Consider the following 17,824-nt stretch of genomic DNA (forward strand, 5'->3'; position numbering starts at 1 on the left):
CGGGTCGCCGTCGTCAGGACTAGCGCGCGGGCGCCGGGTCGATGGGGACCGCGCCGACGGTGCGGTCGATAACGTCGGAAAGCTCCTGGATGGGCGTCGGCCCGGATCCCGACGGCAGCGTCAACGCCACGTACACCGGCCGGTCCACCGTGTACCAGGTGGATCGTCCTTCGGCGCCCGCGTTCGCTCCGAACCATTGCACCTTGCCGACGACCTGGATCGGGGAGCCCACCACGAAGTCGGCGGGACGGTCCAGCCCGCAGCGCAGCACCACCGGCTCGGCGTCCGGGCCATCGCGCCACGCCGCGGCGCCGTCGGGTGCGGGTTGCGCCAGCTGGGCGCGCTGGTAGCGCCCGAGACGCTGCGGCAGCGCCGCTTTGAGCGCCGCACAGGCGGGCGCGGCGGCCGCGGGGGCGGCGACGCCGGGCAGGGCCACCGGTTGCTCGGTGACCTGGCGGTTCGCCGCGATGGCCAGGATGACGCCGATCGCCGTCACGCCCAGCAGCACCGCGGCGATGATCAGGGCGCGCGGCGGGCCCTGATCATCGCCGCGGACGGCGGCTGATTCTTGATCGCCAGTCACCTGCGTGGCTACCTCGGACTCTCCTACACTGGCGCGGGCGGGCAGGGACCAAATTACCCCAGACGAGGGATATGGAGATTGCGTGCGCGACGACACAGCGGGGGAGTCCCCGACGCTGCGGGAAGTCGGTGAGTTCGAGGTAATCGAGCGGGTGGTGCGGGACCGGCTGCAGCCCGCGACGGTCATCGTCGGTCCGGGAGACGACGCGGCGGTGGTGTCCGCCGGCGATCGCCGCACCGTGGTATCCACCGACATGCTGGTGCAGGATCAGCACTTTCGGCTCGACTGGTCGACGCCGCAGGACGTCGGCCGCAAGGCGATCGCGCAGAACGCCGCCGACATCGAGGCGATGGGCGGGCGGGCCACCGCGTTCGTGGTGGGTTTCGGAGCGCCCGCCGATACGCCCGCGGAGCAGGTGGAGGCGCTGGCCGACGGGATGTGGGACGAGGCGGAGCTGATCGGCGCCGGAATCGTCGGCGGAGACCTGGTCAGTAGCCCGCAGTGGGTGGTGTCGGTGACCGTGCTGGGCAACCTGGACGACGCTGTGCCCGTGCTGCGGTCCGGGGCCAAACCCGGGTCGGTGGTTGCGGTCACCGGCGAGCTGGGCCATTCGGCCGCCGGTTACGCGTTGTGGTCCAACAAGATTGAGGGTTTCGACGACCTGCGGCAGCGTCACCTGGTGCCGCAGCCGCCGTACGGCGCGGGCGCGGCGGCGGCGGTCGCCGGTGCCGAGGCGATGATCGACGTGTCCGACGGCCTGATCGCCGACCTGCGGCATGTCGCCGAGGCGTCCGGCGTGGGCATCGACCTGTCTTCCGCGGACCTGGCCGCCGACCGCGACGCGCTGGCCGAGGCGGCCGCGGCCGTGGGAGCGGACCCGTGGCCTTGGGTGCTGGGCGGCGGTGAAGACCACGCCCTGGTCGCGTGTTTCGCCGGCTCGCCGCCCGCGGGATGGCGCGTCATCGGGCGGGTCGTCGACGGTCCGGTACGGGTGCTGATCGACGGCGAGGAGTGGGACGGCTACGCCGGCTGGCAGTCTTTCGCCGGCTAGTACGCCGACCGAATGTCGGGTTGAGACACGTTCGAGGCCGGACAGCGTGGCATAACCCGACACTCGGCGGGGTGCGCGGTGGCGGCCACCCGGACGTCGGCGTGACCTAGGGTGGGCCGGTGACCGTCTACGCGATCGCGCAGCTGCGATTCACCGACCGGGCCGCCTACGACCGGTACCAGGCCAGGTTCCTGGAGGTCTTCCGTCGACACCCGGGCACGCTGTTGGCCGCCGACGAATCGCCGCGGGTCGTGGAGGGGCGGTGGGATCGCGAGAAGGTGGTGCTGATGTCGTTTCCCGACGAGGCCGCGTTCGACGGCTGGGCGCAATCGCCCGAATACCAGGACATCTCGCGGGACCGCCACGCAGGTGCGGACACGGTGGTGCTGCTAGTGAAGAGTTTTCAGTGACCGCGCGCCCGCTGAGCGAGCTCGTCGAACCGGGTTGGGCGCAGGCGCTGGCGCCGGCCGCCGAGCAGGTCGCGCAGATGGGGCAGTTCCTGCGGTCCGAGATCGCGGCCGGCCGCCGGTACCTGCCCGCGGGCCCGAACGTCCTGCGGGCCTTCACTTTCCCGTTCGAGCAGGTGCGGGTCCTGATCGTCGGGCAGGACCCCTATCCCACCCCGGGGCACGCCGTGGGCCTGAGCTTCTCGGTCGCCCCCGACGTGCGCCCGCTGCCGCGCAGCCTGGCCAACATCTTCGACGAGTACACCGCCGACCTGGGCCACCCCCAGCCCTCGTGCGGCGACCTGACGCCGTGGGCCGAACGCGGCGTCATGCTGCTGAACAGGGTGCTCACCGTGCGGCCCAGCAATCCGGCGTCGCACCGCGGCAAGGGCTGGGAAGCGGTCACCGAGTGCGCGATCCGCGCGCTGGCCGCGCGCTCCGAGCCGATGGTGGCGATCCTGTGGGGGCGCGACGCGTCGACGCTCAAGCCGATGCTGGCGGAGGGCAAGTGCGTCGCGATCGAGTCGCCGCACCCGTCGCCGCTGTCGGCGTCGCGCGGGTTCTTCGGCTCGCGGCCGTTCAGTCGCACCAACGAACTGCTCACGGGGATGGGCGCCGACCCGATCGACTGGCGCCTTCCCTAGGCTCGCGCAACCTATGAGCCTGGGAAATTGACGTCCTTCGTCACTGCCTTCCACTCCTCGATCGACGCCGACAACGCGGCGATCTTGTCGCGCATCGCCTTCAGTACGTCACGGCCCAGCAATAGCCGCAGTGGTGGATCATCGAGGCCGGTCACCATGAGGACCGCTTCGGCGACCTTGCGCGGGTCGCCAGGCAGGTGATCGGCGAACTGCTTGATCAGGTCCTTGCGGGCGGCCACATCGGCGTAGTCAGCGATCGGGTTGTGTGTTTCCTTCATCGATCTACTGGCCCAATCGGTGCGGAATGCGCCCGGTTCGATAGCGGTCACCTTGATTCCCAGCGGCCGCACCTCGGTGGCAAGCGCTTCGGTGACGGCCTCCAGCGCGAACTTGGTGGACGAGTAATAGGCGTTGGGCGGGTTGGCCACCAGGCCGGTCATCGACGAAATGTTGACGATGTGGCCCGAGCCGCGGGCACGCATGCCGGGCAGTACCGCCTTGATCATGTCGACGGCACCGAAGTAGTTGACGTCGAACAACTTTCGAACCTCGGCGTCCTCGCCTTCCTCGACGGCGGACAAGTAACCGTGACCGGCGTTGTTGACCAGGACGTCGATCCCGCCGAACGCTTGCTCGGCCGCTGAGACCGCGGCACTGATCTGGCCGGCGTCGGTCACGTCGAGCGCGACGGGCAGCGCCTTCTCGCCGAACTCGTCGGCGAGGTCCGCGACCGCGTCGGCCTTGCGTGCGGTCACCACGACGCTGTGGCCGGCCGCCAAGGCGCCGCGGGCGATTTCGCGTCCGAACCCGGTCGAGCAACCGGTGACCAACCAGCACCCCACCTCAGAGCGTCCCTTCCGGCAGGCGCCGCAGATACGCCCTCCGGCGTTCGGCGAGTTCGGCTTTGCGCTGCTGCTCGGTCACCCGGGGCAGGTTCGGTACCTCTGCGGCGAGCATGTCCAGCTTGATTACCCGCCCGTGAGCCCCGAGGCCGTCGCGCGGGCCCGTCTCGCCGAACTCCGCCATCCGCAGCGTCAGGATGGCCTCGGTGAGCCCGTCGGAGTCGATCCAATTCGCCACGCCCGGATCGACTGGCGAGATCACGTAGGTGTATGTCCCATCCTCGTTGGCCACCGACTGTGCTTTGTTGAGGCTGCCGGTGCGGTCGACGATTTCCAGCGTGGTGCCCCAGATATTGCTCAGCGGCACCGTGAAGTATTCGGCGCCGCCGTCGTTGACGTCCACCACGAACGCCTCGTCCGGGGCGAGATCGAAGCGGCCCATGACATAGAACTGGTTGCGCATCGCGCCATCCTGATCGGCCGACCAGGCCAGGTCGAAACGGTTGGCCGGCATCTTGTACACGCCATGGCTGAGCTTGCCCGTGAAATTCGCGAAATACGCCATCATCGCGGCGGTCGCCTCGGCCTGCTCGTCAAGGGTGCGGGCCGGCTTTGAGGTCGATGCCGGCGCACCGCCGAGTCGTTGCACCTCAAGGTAATTGGGGTCGTCGAGTCCCCAATCCAACAACACGTCGCGGATGTAGAACTCGTGCGCCGCGGGGGTGGTCCGCACGTGGTTGGGCCGCCCGCCCGCGGGGTCGGCGTCGACGGTGATGGTGAAACTGCCGTCGGAATCGACGGCCATGGTGCGGCCGTTGAGTACGTCGACGGTGCCCATGTTCGCATCCCAGAGGGTGAAGTAGTTCTCGGTCATGCGGTGTTCGCCGACGCGACCGTGGATCTCGTAGCGTTCGTCGCCGGAGATCGGGATCACCCGGTACACGCTGTCGGGATTGTCGATGCCCCAACGTGATCCGGGAATATTCCGGCCGTCCACCGGGTGCGCCAGCCGCGTGATGCAGCTGACCTTGGGCCGCAGCTTGTCCTGATTGGACGACCACACCGCCGCCGAGAACATCACCTCGGCGAACGCGTCGTCGAACCGCTCGCGCATGGCTTCCGAGGCCTTGGCGCGGCCCAGCCAGGTTTGCGCGACCTCCGCATACGCGTTCTTGACGGTGGGGTGCTCGATCAGCTCGAGGGCGGCCAGTTCCTGTTCGTGCTGCGATGCCGTCGCGACCGGATCATCACTCACTAGCTCCTCCTGATGTAGTCGTGAAAACGCTTGTTGTACAGACTGAATCGCTCGTCTACCCGTTCCGGCTGCAGAGCGTAAGTGTGCAGCCCATAGGGTGGGCGTGCCGGCTCGCGGGGACGCTCGCGCAGCCAGCGCCGCATCGCATCCTCGGCCTGCGAGGTCAGCGAAAGCCCAATGGCGTCATAGACGCGGGCCACCTGCCCGATCGGATCGGCTACCGCGTCGTCGAACCCGATATCGGTGACTCGATCCCGGCCCCACCCGTCTCGCACCGCCATCGCCCGATCGTTCGTCCAGCCCATCCGCTGCAACCATTGCGCGCCCACGCGGTGTAGGTCGACGGTGTCGGCGTGCATCGCGTGCAGGGTCGCGTTGAGGCTGGCCCCCGACGCGATCGTGGTCCGAGGGTCGCGATGCATATGCACGATGTGCACGTCGGCGAACTGCGCTCGCAGCACGTCCAGGTAGCCGAGGTGCGCGGGCGACTTGAGCACCCAACGCTGTGCTTGCTGACCCCGCTTACGTTTCTGCCACTGCAAAAACTGCAACATCCGGTGCAGATACTGGTAAGCGGGAGTGAAGTCCTGCTCGTCGAGCCACGACCGGTAGTGCGGGAGATGCGCACCGGACTCGGGCACATGTGACAGGAACGCGTCGGCCAGAAAGACGATCTCCTCCTCGGCTTCGCGCGCGTACATCGGATGAATGGAGAATAGTTCCGGCGCCAGCTCCCGTGATTTCGCTTCCCGCGCTTCGCTGATCGCGATGCGCGGATCGAGACCGGTGAACGGGTAGTCGAGCCGCGGCGCGACCTCGACGACCTCCCAGCCGTAAGCGCAGAGGAATCGCCGGTCGGCGGCCAAGAGCCGCTGCAGCAGCGTCGTGCCGCTGCGCATCATTCCGACGACGACGATCGGCGCCGCGACCTGCTCGTCCAGGATCTCCGGATGCCGGCGGATCCACTCCTGCGTTCGCAGCCGCATGCGCAGGCTGTGCAGGATGCCCGAACGCAGGATGTGAGTGCCAAGGGTATTCAGGCCGTTCACGTCGACCCGCGCGTAGTCGGCCAATAACACTCGCAACGGCCGCTCGAACTCGCCCGGGCCCCAATCGGTCAATGATTCTTTCTGTTGGGCCGCGGTCAGCAGGGCTTCCGCGGAGAAGGCGTCCGACGGTTCCACCTACAGGTCAGAACTTCAGGTGATGGCTGACGTCGCCGACCTGGTCGACGAACATGGTGCGGCTGTCGAACCACCAGACGCCATCGAGGCGCCGAAAAGTGTCCTTGTAGTGCCCGGTCACGATCACTTGCAGCGGCAAATCCGGCGTGGCCTGCGTTACGCAGTAGTAGGAGGTGCTGCTCGCGGTTCCCTGCGACTCGTCGATGTCGAGGTGCACATTGGTCGTGTTGTGTTTGGTCTTCGGGGTGCCGTCTTCGTAGATGCGCGTAGTCATCCCGTACAGTTCCCGCACCCGGCCGGTGCCGGCGAAAACGGTTTCCGGCGGCCCGTTCTCCACTCCGCAGATGCGGCCATGTTCAAAGAGCCCCGCCACCGCGTCCAAGTCACCGCTGTCCAGCAGGCGCGCGTACCGGTAAATCAGGTTGGTGATTTCTGTCGCGCTACCGGTCATGAATCATCTCGGCTAAACCCCGTCCTCATGGTTGCCAGACAATCTTGACAGAACCGAACCCAGTGAGGATCAACTGGCTCGTTAGTCTCAAGACTCGTGATCTCACTTCGGACGTCGCGCCGGCTCAGCACAGATGCGGCCCCGACGCTGTCGGTGTCTCATGGGTGAACTCGACAACACCGTCGCCGTCGTCACCGGCGCGGCCCGCGGGCAGGGTCGCAGCCACGCCGTGGCACTCGCCGCGCAGGGCGCCGACATCGTCGCCGTGGACATCTGCGCCGATATCCCTGACGCGATTCCCTACCCGCTGGGCACCAGGTCAGACCTCGACAAGACCGTGGAGTTGGTTGAAGCCGCGGGCCGCAGGGCGGTGCCCGTCGTCGCCGACGTCCGCGACCTGGCGCAGCTGGATGCCGGCGTGCAGGCCGGTGTCGACGAGCTGGGTGAGATCGACATCGTCATCGCCAACGCCGGGGTCGTGGCGATCGGCGACCCGGAGATCCGCTCCGAACCGGTGTTCGCCACGATCGTCGACACCAACCTGAAGGGCGTCTGGCACACGATGCTGGCGACCGTGCCGTCCATCATTCGCAAGGGCCGGGGCGGGTCGGTCGTTCTGGTCAGCTCATCGCAGGGTCTGACCGGCCGGGGCGGTGACGGCAGTGCCGCGATGTTCGCCTACGCCGCGTCCAAGCACGGCGTGCTGGGGTTGATGCGCTCTGCCGCGAATGCCTATGCGCCGCACAAGATTCGGGTAAACTCGGTGCACCCCAGCGGTGTCGCGACGCCGATGATCCTCAACGACTTCGTGGTGAACAGGATGCTGGAGAATCCGAACCCTGCCGTGTCACAGATGCTGCTGCCGGACGTGCCGCTGGTCGAGTCGCAGGACGTCACCGAGGCGGTGCTGTGGCTGGTGAGCCCGCGGTCCCGCTACGTGACCGGCGTGGCAGTACCCGTCGACGCCGGCCACCTGGTGATGTAGTGATCACCGCGGCGCGACGATGCCGTTGTCGTAGGCGTAGACGATCGCCGCGGCGCGGTCGCGCAGGTCGAGCTTGCCGAAGATCCGGCCGATGTGGCTCTTGACCGTGACGCCGGAGATGCACAGTTCGTCGGCGATCTCGTTGTTGGAGAAGCCTTTTCCGATCAGCGTGAGCACGTCGAGCTCGCGGGCGGTCAGCTCGGCGACGTCGGTCCCGAGCGGGCCGGGGGCGGCCTTGCGGTAGGTGCTCAGCACGCGCGAGGTGACCGCGGGATCCAGGTAGCTGTCGCCGCGCGCGACGGCCCGCACCGCGCGGATCAGCTCCTCGGCCGACGAGTCCTTGAGCACAAAGCCCGCCGCCCCCGCGCGCAGCGCACCTGACAGCAGCTCGTCCTCGTTGAACGTCGTCAGCGCCAGCACCGGCGGCGCCTCGCCCGGCCCCGCGGCCAGCCTGCGCGTCGCCTCGATGCCGTCGACGCGGCGCATCCGCAAGTCCATCACCACGACGTCCGGTCGGTGCCGGGCCACCGCGTCGGGTACTTCGTCGCCGTCGGCGCATTCGGCGACGACGGTGAAACCGTCCCTGCGGCGCAGGATTCGGCGCAGCCCGGAGCGCACCAGGTCCTGATCGTCGACCAGCAGCACCGCGATCTCGGGTGTCTGCGGAAGGTTCAGGCTCACGCAGAACCCCTGGTGGTGGGGCACCACCACGGCCGCCCGCCGAAGCCGCCCTCCTGCAGCGGTATCTCGGCGTGCACCGACCAGCCGTCCTCGCTCGGGCCGGCCTCGATGGCGCCGCCGAGCAGCTCCACGCGCTGCCGCATGCCGCGCAACCCCCGCCCCTCCGAGGCATCCGCCACCGCCACCGCGGCCGGCAGCCGATTGTCAACCGCGAGCCGAGCCGACCCCGCCGAAATATCCAGCTTCACCGACGATCTGGACTCGGATGCGTGCTTGGCGACGTTGGCCAGCGATTCCTGGGTGATGCGATACAACGCGAGCCCGACCGCCGCCGAGACATTGTCGGTGGGGCCCTCGGCGCGCAGGGTGACGTCCAGGCCGGCCTTGGCGAAATCCGAGACCAGGACGCCGATGTCGTCGATGCCGGGTTCCGGTGTGGTCCGTGCGATTTTGGGTCCACGGTCCAGCAGCCCGACGGTGCGGCGGATGTCGGCCATCGCCTGCCGTCCGAGCTGCTCGGCCTGCTCGAGCGCCTCGACCGCGTCGTCGACATCGCGGTCCTGCTGCAACGCCCGCCGCGCGCCGGTCATGTGCAGCAGCGTGATGGACAGCGAGTGGGCGATCACGTCGTGTACCTCGCGGGCGATGCGCCGGCGCTCGTCGGCCGCGGCATGCTCGGCCAATGCCTCCTGCGCCGCAATCTGTTCGGCCAGCAGCAGCCGTTGGGTGCGCATGAGGTAACCGAGCAGCCAGCCGCCCGCGACGAACAGCAGGTACAGCGCCACCACATCCAGGCGGTGCAGCGCGGCCGCCGTGAGCACCAGCGCCGCCGCCGACAGGAAAGCCAGGAACCCGGTGACGGTGGAGGTCAGCGTTCCGACCACGCCGACCATCAGCACCAGCAGGGCCGGCGCGAAGTCGGCGTGCACGGGGGTCGACGTGGCGAACAGCATCACCGCCGTGGCCGCCGACCAGCAAAGCCAAAGCAGCTCCGGCCGCCACTTCATATTGAAGAAGATGAACGCCAACAGCGGCGCCAGCGCGATCGCGCACGCGAGCAGGACGGCGCGCAGGTCGGCCGACGGTCGCTGCAGCACCGCGACCGCGCCGCCGCCCACCAGGATGGCGTCGGTGATCACCACGAACGACCAGGTGATGCCCACCGGGATCTGCTCGCCCCGCAGACGTAGCTGTTCCCGCAGGAAAGACGCTGCGGTTTCGAACATCGTTCAATCGTAGAAGAGGAGGGCCCTCGCCGACATCAGCCTCGGGTATGCATTAGGCCGGCATCGCCTCCTACCGTGGTAGGAGACAAAGACCGGACTTCGGCACGACGCGCGGCGGCGGTCGTGATCCCTAGCGTTCGATGCATGACATGGCAACTTCTGCACGAGCGCATGGCCTTCATGGCCGACATGATCAACACCGCCGACACCGACCCCGAGATCGCGCTTGATCTGTCCGACAAGGCATCCGAGGTGGCCCGGCTGTTCGGCGACGAGGAGGGCCTGCTGCTGTCGCTGCGACAGCGTTGGCTCACGATGCTGTCCGCGAAGCTGGATCAGGCGTCCTACGAGGGCGTTACGGCCGAACAGGCCAGGGCCGACCTGATAGCCGCGAACCCCGGGCTGCACGCGATGCTGGGCCTTGCGCTGCGGCGGTCGTTGCGGCTGCGATCGCTGTCGCGGGGCGAGCAGCGGGTCGTCGACCTCTTCGGCGGAGCGCCCAGCGATCGGCAGACCGTTGCGTGAGCGGACGACGAGGCGCTACGCGGTCCTGGTCATCGGACTCTGGCTGCTCGCGGCGGCCGTCGGCAATCTGGCTGTGCCGCAACTGGAACGGGTCGTCGACACGCACTCGCGCTCCTTCATGCCCGCCGACGCGTCCAGCTCGGTCGCCGCCACCCGGGCCGCTCAACTGTTCGGCCAAACCCCCAGCAACAACTTCGTTTACGTGGTGCTGGACCGGAACGTCCCGCTGACGTCACAGGACCGCCACTTCTACGACGCGCTGACCAAAGCGCTGGAATCCGATCGACGGCACGTGTATTCGGTGACCGACCTGTGGTCGCAGCCCGCGACCGCCGCCGGCGCCCAGAGCACCGACGGGCGCGCGGTCACCGTCATGGTCCGGCTCGCCGGCATGCTGGGCACCTCCGAGGCGCGCGATTCGGTGAACGCCGTGCGCCACAACATTTCCGCGCTGTCGCCGCCGTCGGGCCTGCAGGCCCGGGTCACCGGCCCCGGGGCCACGATCGTCGACGAATTCGCCGCGATCGACCGCCAGATGCTGTCGATCACGGCGGCCACCGTTGGCCTCATCCTGGTGCTGTTGCTGCTGGTGTACCGGTCGCCAATCGCCGCGGCGGTCCCGCTGATTTCCGTCGGGCTGGCTCTTGCCGTGGCGCGCTCGGTTGTTGCGGCACTGGGGTTGTCGGGCGCCGTCGAGGTATCGCTGTTCTCGGTGGCGCTGATGGCGGCCATGACGCTGGGCGCGGGAACCGACTACGCGATCTTTCTCGTCGGCCGCTACCAGGAGGGCCGACGCCGCGGCGTCGAGCCCGCGCGGGCACTGAAGGACGCCTACCGGGCGATCGCGCCTGTCGTGATCGGATCGGCGCTGACGGTGTCGGTGGCGCTGGGCTGCCTGGGCTTTGCCGAGGTGGGGATGTTTCGCAGCGCCGGAATACCATGCGCCATAGGAATTCTCGTGACGATGGTGGCGGCGCTGACGCTGACGCCGGCGCTGATGGCCCTGGCGATCGGCCGGAACATGCTCGAGCCGCGTCCGTCGCGCACGGCGCTGCGCTGGCGTCGCGTCGGAGCGACGGTGGCCCGCTGGCCCGGGCCCGTGCTGACCGCGGCCGGCGCACTGATCCTGTTGGTCGCGCTGCCGCTGGCGGGCCTTCGGGTCGGCTGGAACGAGCCGGCGGCCACCCCGTCGGGCGCCGAATCCAGCAGCGGCTACGCGGCCGCCGATCGGCACTTCGCCGCCAACACCCTGCTGCCCGACGTCGTCACCGTCCAGGCCGACCACGACCTGCGCAACCCGGCCGGGCTGATCGCCGTCGAACGGATCACCCGCCAGATCATGGCGGTGCCGGGCGTGCGGCTCGTACAGTCGGCCAGCCGGCCCGACGGCAAGGTGCCCGAGCAGGCGACGCTGAGTTCGCAGGCCGGGACGATGGGCCGTCAGCTCAACGAGGCGGTCGACTCGCTGAACCGACGGCTGAGCCGCATCTCCGAGCTGGACCGTGCGCTCGAGCAGACCCAGGCCGCGGTGACCCAGCTCAGCGGCGGGCTGCGGGGCGGCAGCGCGGGGGTAGCCGACATGTCCGCCGCCGCCGCAGACATGCGCGCCGGGCTGGACGGCGTGCAGCGCACGGTCACCACGGTGTCGGGCTATCTGGACCCGCTGCGCGAGTTCGTCGCCCGGACCCCGGACTGCGTCGCGAACCCCTTGTGCGCGACCGTCAACCGCGTGCTCGAACCCGTCGACGGTCTGCTGCAGACCTCGACCCGGCTGGGCGACGGCGCCACCAAGCTGAGCGGCGGGTCCGACACCGCCGCCAGGGCGCTGGTCGGCATGCCGCAGGCCGTGGCGTCGATGAGTGGCGCCCTGGCGCAGGCCCGCGCGGCCACCCACGACCTGCTGGGCCTGAGTGAGACGATCGGCCCGCAGCTGCGCCAGCTCACCGACTACCTCGGCGAGCTGGACGCCGGGTTCCAGGGCAGCGCTGCGGGCGGCTTCTACCTGCCGCAGCGCGCGCTGTCCGACCCCAGGTATCAGGCGGTGCTGCGTAACCTCATCTCGGCGAACGGTCGCGCCACCTACCTGTTGGTGTACGGCGAGGGCGAAGAGTGGGGGAGCGACGGCGCCACGCGGGCGGGCCTGGTGCGCGCCGCGATCAAGGAGGCCACCAAGGAGGGGACGCTGACCCCGACGGCCGTCGACCTGGCCGGTGTCGGGCCGGCGACGGCCGACCTGCAGCGCTTCGTGGCCCGGGACACCGCGCTGCTGGTGGGCGCGGCGCTGGTGCTGATCTTCCTGATCGTCATGGCGATGCTGCGCAGCCCGGTCGCCGGGCTGGTGGTCGTCGGCACCGTCGTCGCGTCCTACGCGTCGGCGCTGGGCGCCAGCGTGCTGATCTGGCAGCACCTGCTGCACCAGCCGCTGCACTGGGCCGTGGCGCCCATCGCCTTCATCGCGCTGATCGCCGTCGGCGCCGACTACAACCTGCTGCTGGCGCTGCGGATCAAGCAGGAGGCGAGAGCAGGCCTGCGGACCGGCATCATCCGCGCGTTCGGCGGCACCGGCGGCGTCGTCACCACCGCGGGCATCGTCTTTGGGATCACCATGCTGGCGCTGCTGGCCAGCAGCGTGCTGTCCATCGCCCAGGTCGGCACGACGATCGCCGTCGGGCTCCTGATGGACACCCTGGTGGTGCGGGCGCTGGTGGTGCCGTCGGTCGTCGCGCTGCTGGGACGGTGGTTCTGGTGGCCGGGCGGACTGCCCCGCCGGGAGGTGCGGGATAGCGCCGCCGACGGCACGGACAGCGCAGACCACAGGGCCGCCATCCTCGTTGGCTAACTTCTAAAGCTGCGTGAATCGGTACCAGTCCACGTGGCAGCACCACCGGAGACAATCTGGAACCTGGTGGCCGACGTCCGAAACACCGGAAGGTTCTCACCCGAGACGTTTCGACGCCGAATGGCTCGACGGCGCAACCTTCGCGATATGACGACGACCCTCGAGCGGATCAAAGCGGTCGTCGAGCAGGCATAACCGGCCCGGAATCGCTGCGGCGCGGCGTACTCCTCATCGGCGCCGCGATGTTACGGAGTGGCTCAGCCGCGGACGACCTTGCCGGCCTTGATGCACGAGGTGCAGACGTTCAGCCGCTTCTTGTTCCCGCCGGGACGCGTCACGACGTGCACGGTCTGCACGTTGGGGTCCCACCGGCGGCTGGTGCGGCGGTGGGAGTGCGACACCGACTTGCCGAAGCCGGGGCCTTTCCCGCAGATATCGCACACAGCGGCCATTTTGAACTCCTCAAATCTTCTGGGGTCCGGTCTCTTGTGGACCGGCAACATCGCCGCCGCCGGGACAACTCGCACCGACCGGGCCGTCCCAGGATAGCGAGTGTCGCGGGCAACCGCCAAAACCGGCGCACTGACCTGAAATCAGCCCCACTTCGGCCGAACGCGAATGCGAAATTCCGCCCCGCGTGACCTTATTTTTGGGAACATCTGCGGATGGACGCGGATGGCGCCGACCAACGGATCCCAGATCGGCCAGCGCAACAGCCCGGCCTGGGACTTTGGCTCAAAATGATCACACCGACGCGGGGCGCCAAGATCCTGCTTGTCGTCTCCTTCCTTTTTGACGTGGCCGGCATTCTGGTGCTGATTATCGGGATGCAGGTGGTCAAACCGAGTCCGATGCCTATGCCGGTGACACTTGTCGCGACCGCGCTGATATTTGTCGGCACCTTGATCTTCTCCAGCCTGGTGGTCGCCGAGGTGCGCCGTCAGGGCAAGCGGCGCCCGCCGCCCCCGGGTTGACATCACAACGATCCACCGGCCGCGGAAGCGCCATGACCTGTGCTGTCGGTGTCGCTGGCTAGGCTCAATGCAGCTCGATACAGCTCGAGCACAGTGGCGGGGCGCAGGAGGTGGGGTCGGCTGTGAGCACTGCTCGCGCTGCGCAGGATCGTCTGCTGGACGCGGCCGCCCTGCGGGACTGGGCGCACGCCGCGGTCAGCGACCTGATCACCCACATCGACGAGATCAACCGCCTCAACGTGTTCCCCGTTGCAGACGCCGACACCGGCGCCAACATGCTGTTCACCATGCGTTCGGCGCTGGCTGAAGCCAATGCCGGGGCCGACGCCGAGGACGCAGGCGACGTCGCCCGCGTCGCGGCCGCGTTGTCGACCGGCGCGCTGAACGGCGCCCGCGGCAACTCGGGCGTGATCCTGTCGCAGATCCTGTGCGGCATCGCCGACGTCACCGCGACGGCGGCCGCCGACGCCGGCGGCGAACTGCCCGATATCGGCGCCGGCCTGCTCGGGGCGGCCTTCCGGCGCGGCGTCGAGCTGGTGATCACGTCGATGGGCGGCGAGGAGGTGCCGGGCACCATCGTGTCGGTGCTGCAGGCCGCGGCCGGTGCGGTCGAACACTGCGCCCGCGAAGACCCGGGCGGGCTGGCCCGGGCGCTCACCGCCGCCGGCGAGGCCGCCGTCGTCGCGCTGGAAAAAACCCCCGAGCAGCTCGACGTGCTCGCGGACGCCGGCGCGGTGGACGCCGGGGGCCGCGGCCTCCTGGTCCTGCTGGACGCGCTGCGCTCGACGATCACCGGGCAGGCGCCGGACCGTGAGGTGTATGAGCCGTCGCCGCCGGTCCAGGCCCACCCCCAGGCCGCCGCCCGCCCGGCGCCGCAATTCGAGGTGATGTACCTGCTGGACGGTTGCGCCGACGGCGCCGCCGACGCGCTGCGGGACCGGCTCGCGGAGCTGGGCGAATCGGTGGCCATCGCCGCCGCTCCGGCGGCGAGCGGGGGCGGCTATTCGGTGCACGTCCACACCGACGACGCGGGCGCGGCTGTCGAGGCCGGACTGGCGGCCGGGCGGCTGAGCCGCATCGTCATCTCCGCGCTGAGTTCCGGCGCCACCGGGCTGCCGGCGGGCAGCTGGACGCGGGAGCGTGCGGTGCTGGCCGTCGTCGACGGCGACGGCGCGGCCGAGCTGTTCGCCGCGGAGGGGGCCTGCGTGCTGCGGCCCGGCGCGGACGCCGCAGACCCGGCCACCGACATCAGCGCCCACCAGCTGGTCCGCGCCGTGGTGGACACCGGCGCCGCGCAGGTCATGGTGCTGCCCAACGGCTACGTCGCCGCCGGGGAGTTGGTCGCTGGGTGCACCGCGGCCATCGGCTGGGGCGTCGACGTGGTGCCGATCCCGACGGGGTCGATGGTGCAGGGGCTGGCCGCGCTGGCCGTGCACGAACCGGGCCGCCAAGCGGTCGACGACGGCTACACCATGGCCGGCGCCGCCGGTGCGGCGCGCCACGGCTCGGTGCGCATCGCCACCGAGACGGCGCTGACCTGGGCCGGCACCTGTCAGCCCGGCGACGGCCTGGGCATCGCGGGCGACGAGGTGCTGATCGTGGCCGCCGACGCCGGCGCCGCCGCGACCGGCCTGCTCGACCTGCTGCTCGCGTCCGGCGGCGAGCTGGCGACGGTGCTGGTGGGCGCGGAACTCGCCGTGGCGGGCGCCGGTGATATCGCGGAGATCCTGCAGAAGCACGTGCACGACCATCACCCGGGCACCGAGCTGGTCACCTACCGCACCGGCCATCGCGGGGACGCGCTGCTGATCGGGGTGGAGTAGCCGTGGCGACACTGAGCGATCGGCTGGATTACGTCGTCGGGGGCAAGACCCCTGGGCTGCTCGACGAGGTTTTCGGGATCCGGACCGTCGAGGACCTGCTACGCCATTACCCGCGCGGATACACCCTGGGCGCCGCCGCGCGCGGCAGCGATTATGAGTGGCCGGAAGAGGGCCAGCACATCACCGTCGTCGACACCATCACCGAAACCAAGACGTGGCCCATGAAGAAGGACCGGAGGCGGATGTGTCATCGCATCACCGTCGGAACGGGACCCGGCAAGGTGACCGCGACATTCTTCAACGCGAACTTCATCCAGAAGGGCTTGACCAAGGACGCGAAGGTGATGCTTTCCGGTGAGGTGGGATTCTTCCGTGGAACCACGCAACTGACTCACCCGGCATTTCTCATCCTGGAGTCGCCGGATGGAAAGGTGCACGGCACCAAGTCGCTGAGCACCATCGCCGAGGCCGAGCATGCCGTCAGCAGCGAAGAGGTGTCTTCGGCGCTCGAGGGCCGTTTCTTCGCGATCTATCCGGCCAGCACCAAAATACAAAGCTGGGAGATCTTTCTCGCCGTCCGCCAGGTGCTCGACGTCCTGGATCCGGTGCCGGACCCGCTGCCTGCGGACCTGCTCGCCGAGCGCCGGCTGATGTCCGAAGACGAAGCATTGCGCGCCATCCACCTTTCGGAGGACGAGGACGAACGCCGCCGCGCGCGGGAGCGGCTGACCTTCGACGAGGCCATCGGCCTGCAGTGGGCGCTGGTGGTCCGCCGGCACGGGGAGTTGGCCGAGTCGGGGCCGCCGGCCCCGCGGCGGCCTGACCGGCTGGCCGCCGAGTTGCTGCGGCAGTTGCCGTTCGAGCTGACGGCGGGGCAGCGTGCGGTGCTCGATGTGCTCGAAGGCGAACTGGCCGCGACCCGCCCGATGAACCGCATGCTGCAGGGCGAGGTCGGATCCGGCAAGACGATCCTGGCGGTGCTGGCGATGCTGCAGATGGTCGACGCCGGTTACCAGTGCGCCCTGCTGGCGCCAACGGAAGTCCTTGCAGCGCAACATCTTTTGTCGATCACCGACGTGCTGGGGCCGCTCGCGATGGGCGGCCAGCTGGGCGGGGCCGAAAACTCCACCCGGGTGGCCCTGCTCACCGGTTCGCTGACCGCCGGGCAGAAGAAGCAGATGCGCGCCGAGATCGCCGGCGGCCAGGTCGGCATCGTCATCGGCACCCACGCGTTGCTGCAGGACGCGGTGGAGTTCGACAACCTCGGCCTGGTCGTGGTCGACGAACAGCACCGCTTCGGGGTCGAGCAGCGGGATCAGCTGCGCGGCAAGGCCCGCGCCGGCATCACCCCGCACCTGCTGGTGATGACGGCGACGCCGATTCCGCGCACCGTCGCGCTCACCTATTACGGCGACCTGGAAACCTCGACGCTGCGCGAACTTCCGCGCGGGCGCCGGCCCATCACCACCCGGACCATCTTCGTCAACGACAATCCCGGGTGGCTCGACCGGGCGTGGCAGCGCATCATCGAGGAGGTCGCCGCCGGCCGCCAGGCCTACGTGGTGGCGCCGCGGATCGACGAGTCCGACGACACCGGCAAGGACGATAAGGACCGAAAGGGCGGAAAGGGCGGCCGCAAGTCGGTGACAGCCGAAGGCCTCTTCGCCCGGCTGCGTTCCACCGAGCTGGCGAGCCTGCGGCTGGGGCTCATGCACGGCCGCCTGCCCGCCGACGAGAAGGACGCCGCGATGGCGGCCTTCCGCGCCGGCGAGATCGACGTGCTGGTCTGTACCACCGTCATCGAGGTGGGTGTCGACGTGCCCAACGCGACGGTGATGTTGGTGATGGACGCCGACCGGTTCGGCATCAGCCAGCTGCATCAGCTGCGCGGCCGCATCGGCCGCGGCACGCACCCCAGCCTGTGCCTGCTCGCCAGCTGGGTTTCCGGGGCGTCGTCGGCCGGCCGGCGGCTGAATGCGGTCGCCGGCACGCAGGACGGCTTCGTGCTCGCCGACCTGGACCTCAAGGACCGCCGCGAGGGGGATGTGCTGGGCCGCAACCAATCCGGCAGGGCGATTAACCTGCGGTTGCTGTCGCTGGTCGATCACCAGGACATCATCGAGTTTGCCCGGGACTTCTGCTCGCGCGCCTACGAGCGTGATCCGGCCGACCCCGGAATGGCCGTGCTGGCGGCCCCGTTCGCCGACACCGATCGCATCGAATACCTGGACAAATCGTGAATCGCAAACTGCTGCTGTGGTTGTCGGCCCTCGCGGTGCTCGCGCTGGTGGTCGCGTATCAGACGGTGGGATCGT

Annotated in this window: 17 protein-coding genes and 2 pseudogenes; 11 read left to right on the forward strand and 8 right to left on the reverse strand. The window is 69.3% G+C overall.

Translation table 11 applies throughout. The features are described 5' to 3' along the window. Positions 1–19: 19 nt before the first annotated feature. Positions 20–583, reverse strand: a complete 564-nt coding sequence (locus AC5Y5V_RS24265) for a DUF3515 domain-containing protein (protein WP_499940480.1) — start codon at positions 581–583, stop codon at positions 20–22. 82 nt (positions 584–665) lie between these two features. Here AC5Y5V_RS24265 and AC5Y5V_RS24270 point away from each other — a divergent pair, with 82 nt between their 5' ends. The 3 genes from AC5Y5V_RS24270 (at position 666) to AC5Y5V_RS24280 (ending at position 2,724) form a co-directional block, all read left to right on the forward strand. After that, positions 666–1,634 carry a thiamine-phosphate kinase gene (locus AC5Y5V_RS24270; RefSeq protein WP_499940481.1) on the forward strand — a complete coding sequence of 323 codons (969 nt, stop codon included), beginning with the start codon at positions 666–668 and terminating at the stop codon, positions 1,632–1,634. 119 nt (positions 1,635–1,753) lie between these two features. Further along, a complete protein-coding gene (locus AC5Y5V_RS24275; protein ID WP_499940482.1) occupies positions 1,754–2,044 on the forward strand; it encodes a DUF1330 domain-containing protein in 291 nt (96 codons plus the stop codon). Continuing rightward, positions 2,041–2,724, forward strand: a complete 684-nt coding sequence (locus tag AC5Y5V_RS24280; protein WP_499940483.1) for a uracil-DNA glycosylase — start codon at positions 2,041–2,043, stop codon at positions 2,722–2,724. Before AC5Y5V_RS24275 ends, AC5Y5V_RS24280 begins: the two co-directional genes overlap by 4 nt. A gap of 11 nt (positions 2,725–2,735) precedes the next feature. On the opposite strand, the gene AC5Y5V_RS24285 is transcribed toward AC5Y5V_RS24280, so the two are convergent. Genes AC5Y5V_RS24285 through AC5Y5V_RS24300 form a run of 4 tightly spaced genes read right to left on the reverse strand, consistent with a single transcriptional unit; the run spans position 2,736 to position 6,456 of the window. Further along, positions 2,736–3,566 (reverse strand): oxidoreductase, encoded by an 831-nt coding sequence (locus AC5Y5V_RS24285; protein WP_499940484.1) that lies wholly within the window; start codon positions 3,564–3,566, stop codon positions 2,736–2,738. 1 nt (position 3,567) lies between these two features. Further along, a complete protein-coding gene (locus tag AC5Y5V_RS24290; protein WP_499940485.1) occupies positions 3,568–4,821 on the reverse strand; it encodes a hypothetical protein in 1,254 nt (417 codons plus the stop codon). Next, positions 4,821–6,005 carry a sulfotransferase family protein gene (locus tag AC5Y5V_RS24295; protein WP_499940486.1) on the reverse strand — a complete coding sequence of 395 codons (1,185 nt, stop codon included), beginning with the start codon at positions 6,003–6,005 and terminating at the stop codon, positions 4,821–4,823. Before AC5Y5V_RS24295 ends, AC5Y5V_RS24290 begins: the two co-directional genes overlap by 1 nt. Positions 6,006–6,012: 7 nt before the next feature. After that, a complete protein-coding gene (locus AC5Y5V_RS24300) occupies positions 6,013–6,456 on the reverse strand; it encodes a nuclear transport factor 2 family protein (RefSeq protein ID WP_499940489.1) in 444 nt (147 codons plus the stop codon). Positions 6,457–6,616: 160 nt separating this feature from the next. On the opposite strand from AC5Y5V_RS24300, the gene AC5Y5V_RS24305 reads away from it, so the two are divergent. After that, positions 6,617–7,441 (forward strand): mycofactocin-coupled SDR family oxidoreductase, encoded by an 825-nt coding sequence (locus AC5Y5V_RS24305; protein ID WP_499940491.1) that lies wholly within the window; start codon positions 6,617–6,619, stop codon positions 7,439–7,441. Between the two features lie 3 nt (positions 7,442–7,444). Here the strand turns inward: AC5Y5V_RS24305 and AC5Y5V_RS24310 are convergent, their stop codons facing one another. After that, the gene (locus AC5Y5V_RS24310) at positions 7,445–8,116 is read right to left on the reverse strand and encodes a response regulator transcription factor (protein ID WP_499940504.1); all 672 of its coding nucleotides are present in this window, start codon (positions 8,114–8,116) and stop codon (positions 7,445–7,447) included. A 2-nt stretch (positions 8,117–8,118) separates the two neighbouring features. Next, complete coding sequence (locus AC5Y5V_RS24315; protein WP_499940492.1) at positions 8,119–9,348, reverse strand: sensor histidine kinase; 1,230 nt, start codon at positions 9,346–9,348, stop codon at positions 8,119–8,121. 144 nt (positions 9,349–9,492) lie between these two features. Here AC5Y5V_RS24315 and AC5Y5V_RS24320 point away from each other — a divergent pair, with 144 nt between their 5' ends. The 3 genes and pseudogenes from AC5Y5V_RS24320 to AC5Y5V_RS24330 form a co-directional block, all read left to right on the forward strand. Continuing rightward, the gene (locus tag AC5Y5V_RS24320) at positions 9,493–9,873 is read left to right on the forward strand and encodes a hypothetical protein (protein WP_499940493.1); all 381 of its coding nucleotides are present in this window, start codon (positions 9,493–9,495) and stop codon (positions 9,871–9,873) included. Next, entirely contained in the window at positions 9,866–12,712 is a 2,847-nt protein-coding gene (locus AC5Y5V_RS24325; protein ID WP_499940494.1) for an MMPL/RND family transporter, read from the forward strand. Before AC5Y5V_RS24320 ends, AC5Y5V_RS24325 begins: the two co-directional genes overlap by 8 nt. A 9-nt stretch (positions 12,713–12,721) precedes the next feature. Then, positions 12,722–12,851: pseudogene (locus AC5Y5V_RS24330) on the forward strand (SRPBCC family protein); the annotation flags it as partial. A 118-nt stretch (positions 12,852–12,969) separates the two neighbouring features. Here the strand turns inward: AC5Y5V_RS24330 and rpmB are convergent. Beyond that, positions 12,970–13,164 carry a 50S ribosomal protein L28 gene (gene rpmB, locus AC5Y5V_RS24335; RefSeq protein ID WP_066930307.1) on the reverse strand — a complete coding sequence of 65 codons (195 nt, stop codon included), beginning with the start codon at positions 13,162–13,164 and terminating at the stop codon, positions 12,970–12,972. A gap of 213 nt (positions 13,165–13,377) precedes the next feature. On the opposite strand from rpmB, the gene AC5Y5V_RS24340 reads away from it, so the two are divergent. From AC5Y5V_RS24340 to AC5Y5V_RS24355, 4 genes and pseudogenes are all read left to right on the forward strand, one after another. Beyond that, positions 13,378–13,686, forward strand: a complete 309-nt coding sequence (locus tag AC5Y5V_RS24340; protein WP_499940495.1) for a hypothetical protein — start codon at positions 13,378–13,380, stop codon at positions 13,684–13,686. A 155-nt stretch (positions 13,687–13,841) separates the two neighbouring features. Next, positions 13,842–15,509, forward strand: coding sequence for a DAK2 domain-containing protein (locus AC5Y5V_RS24345; protein ID WP_499940505.1), 1,668 nt, complete (start codon positions 13,842–13,844; stop codon positions 15,507–15,509). A gap of 2 nt (positions 15,510–15,511) precedes the next feature. Then, on the forward strand, positions 15,512–17,749 hold the full coding sequence (recG, locus tag AC5Y5V_RS24350; protein WP_499940496.1) for an ATP-dependent DNA helicase RecG: 2,238 nt from the start codon (positions 15,512–15,514) through the stop codon (positions 17,747–17,749). Further along, positions 17,746–17,824 (forward strand): annotated as a pseudogene (locus AC5Y5V_RS24355) (hypothetical protein); the annotation flags it as partial. The gene recG and the pseudogene AC5Y5V_RS24355, both read left to right, overlap by 4 nt.

The organism is Mycobacterium sp. NGS68, assembly GCF_059812195.1.

What these genes read in the sequence shown, in the direction of transcription:
- AC5Y5V_RS24300 (WP_499940489.1), bottom strand. Translation starts at nt 6,456, where the DNA reads ATGACCGGTAGCGCGACAGAAATCACCAACCTGATTTACCGGTACGCG.
- AC5Y5V_RS24305 (WP_499940491.1), top strand. Translation starts at nt 6,617, where the DNA reads ATGGGTGAACTCGACAACACCGTCGCCGTCGTCACCGGCGCGGCCCGC.
- AC5Y5V_RS24315 (WP_499940492.1), bottom strand. Translation starts at nt 9,348, where the DNA reads ATGTTCGAAACCGCAGCGTCTTTCCTGCGGGAACAGCTACGTCTGCGG.
- AC5Y5V_RS24320 (WP_499940493.1), top strand. Translation starts at nt 9,493, where the DNA reads ATGACATGGCAACTTCTGCACGAGCGCATGGCCTTCATGGCCGACATG.
- rpmB (WP_066930307.1), bottom strand. Translation starts at nt 13,164, where the DNA reads ATGGCCGCTGTGTGCGATATCTGCGGGAAAGGCCCCGGCTTCGGCAAG.
- AC5Y5V_RS24340 (WP_499940495.1), top strand. Translation starts at nt 13,378, where the DNA reads ATGGACGCGGATGGCGCCGACCAACGGATCCCAGATCGGCCAGCGCAA.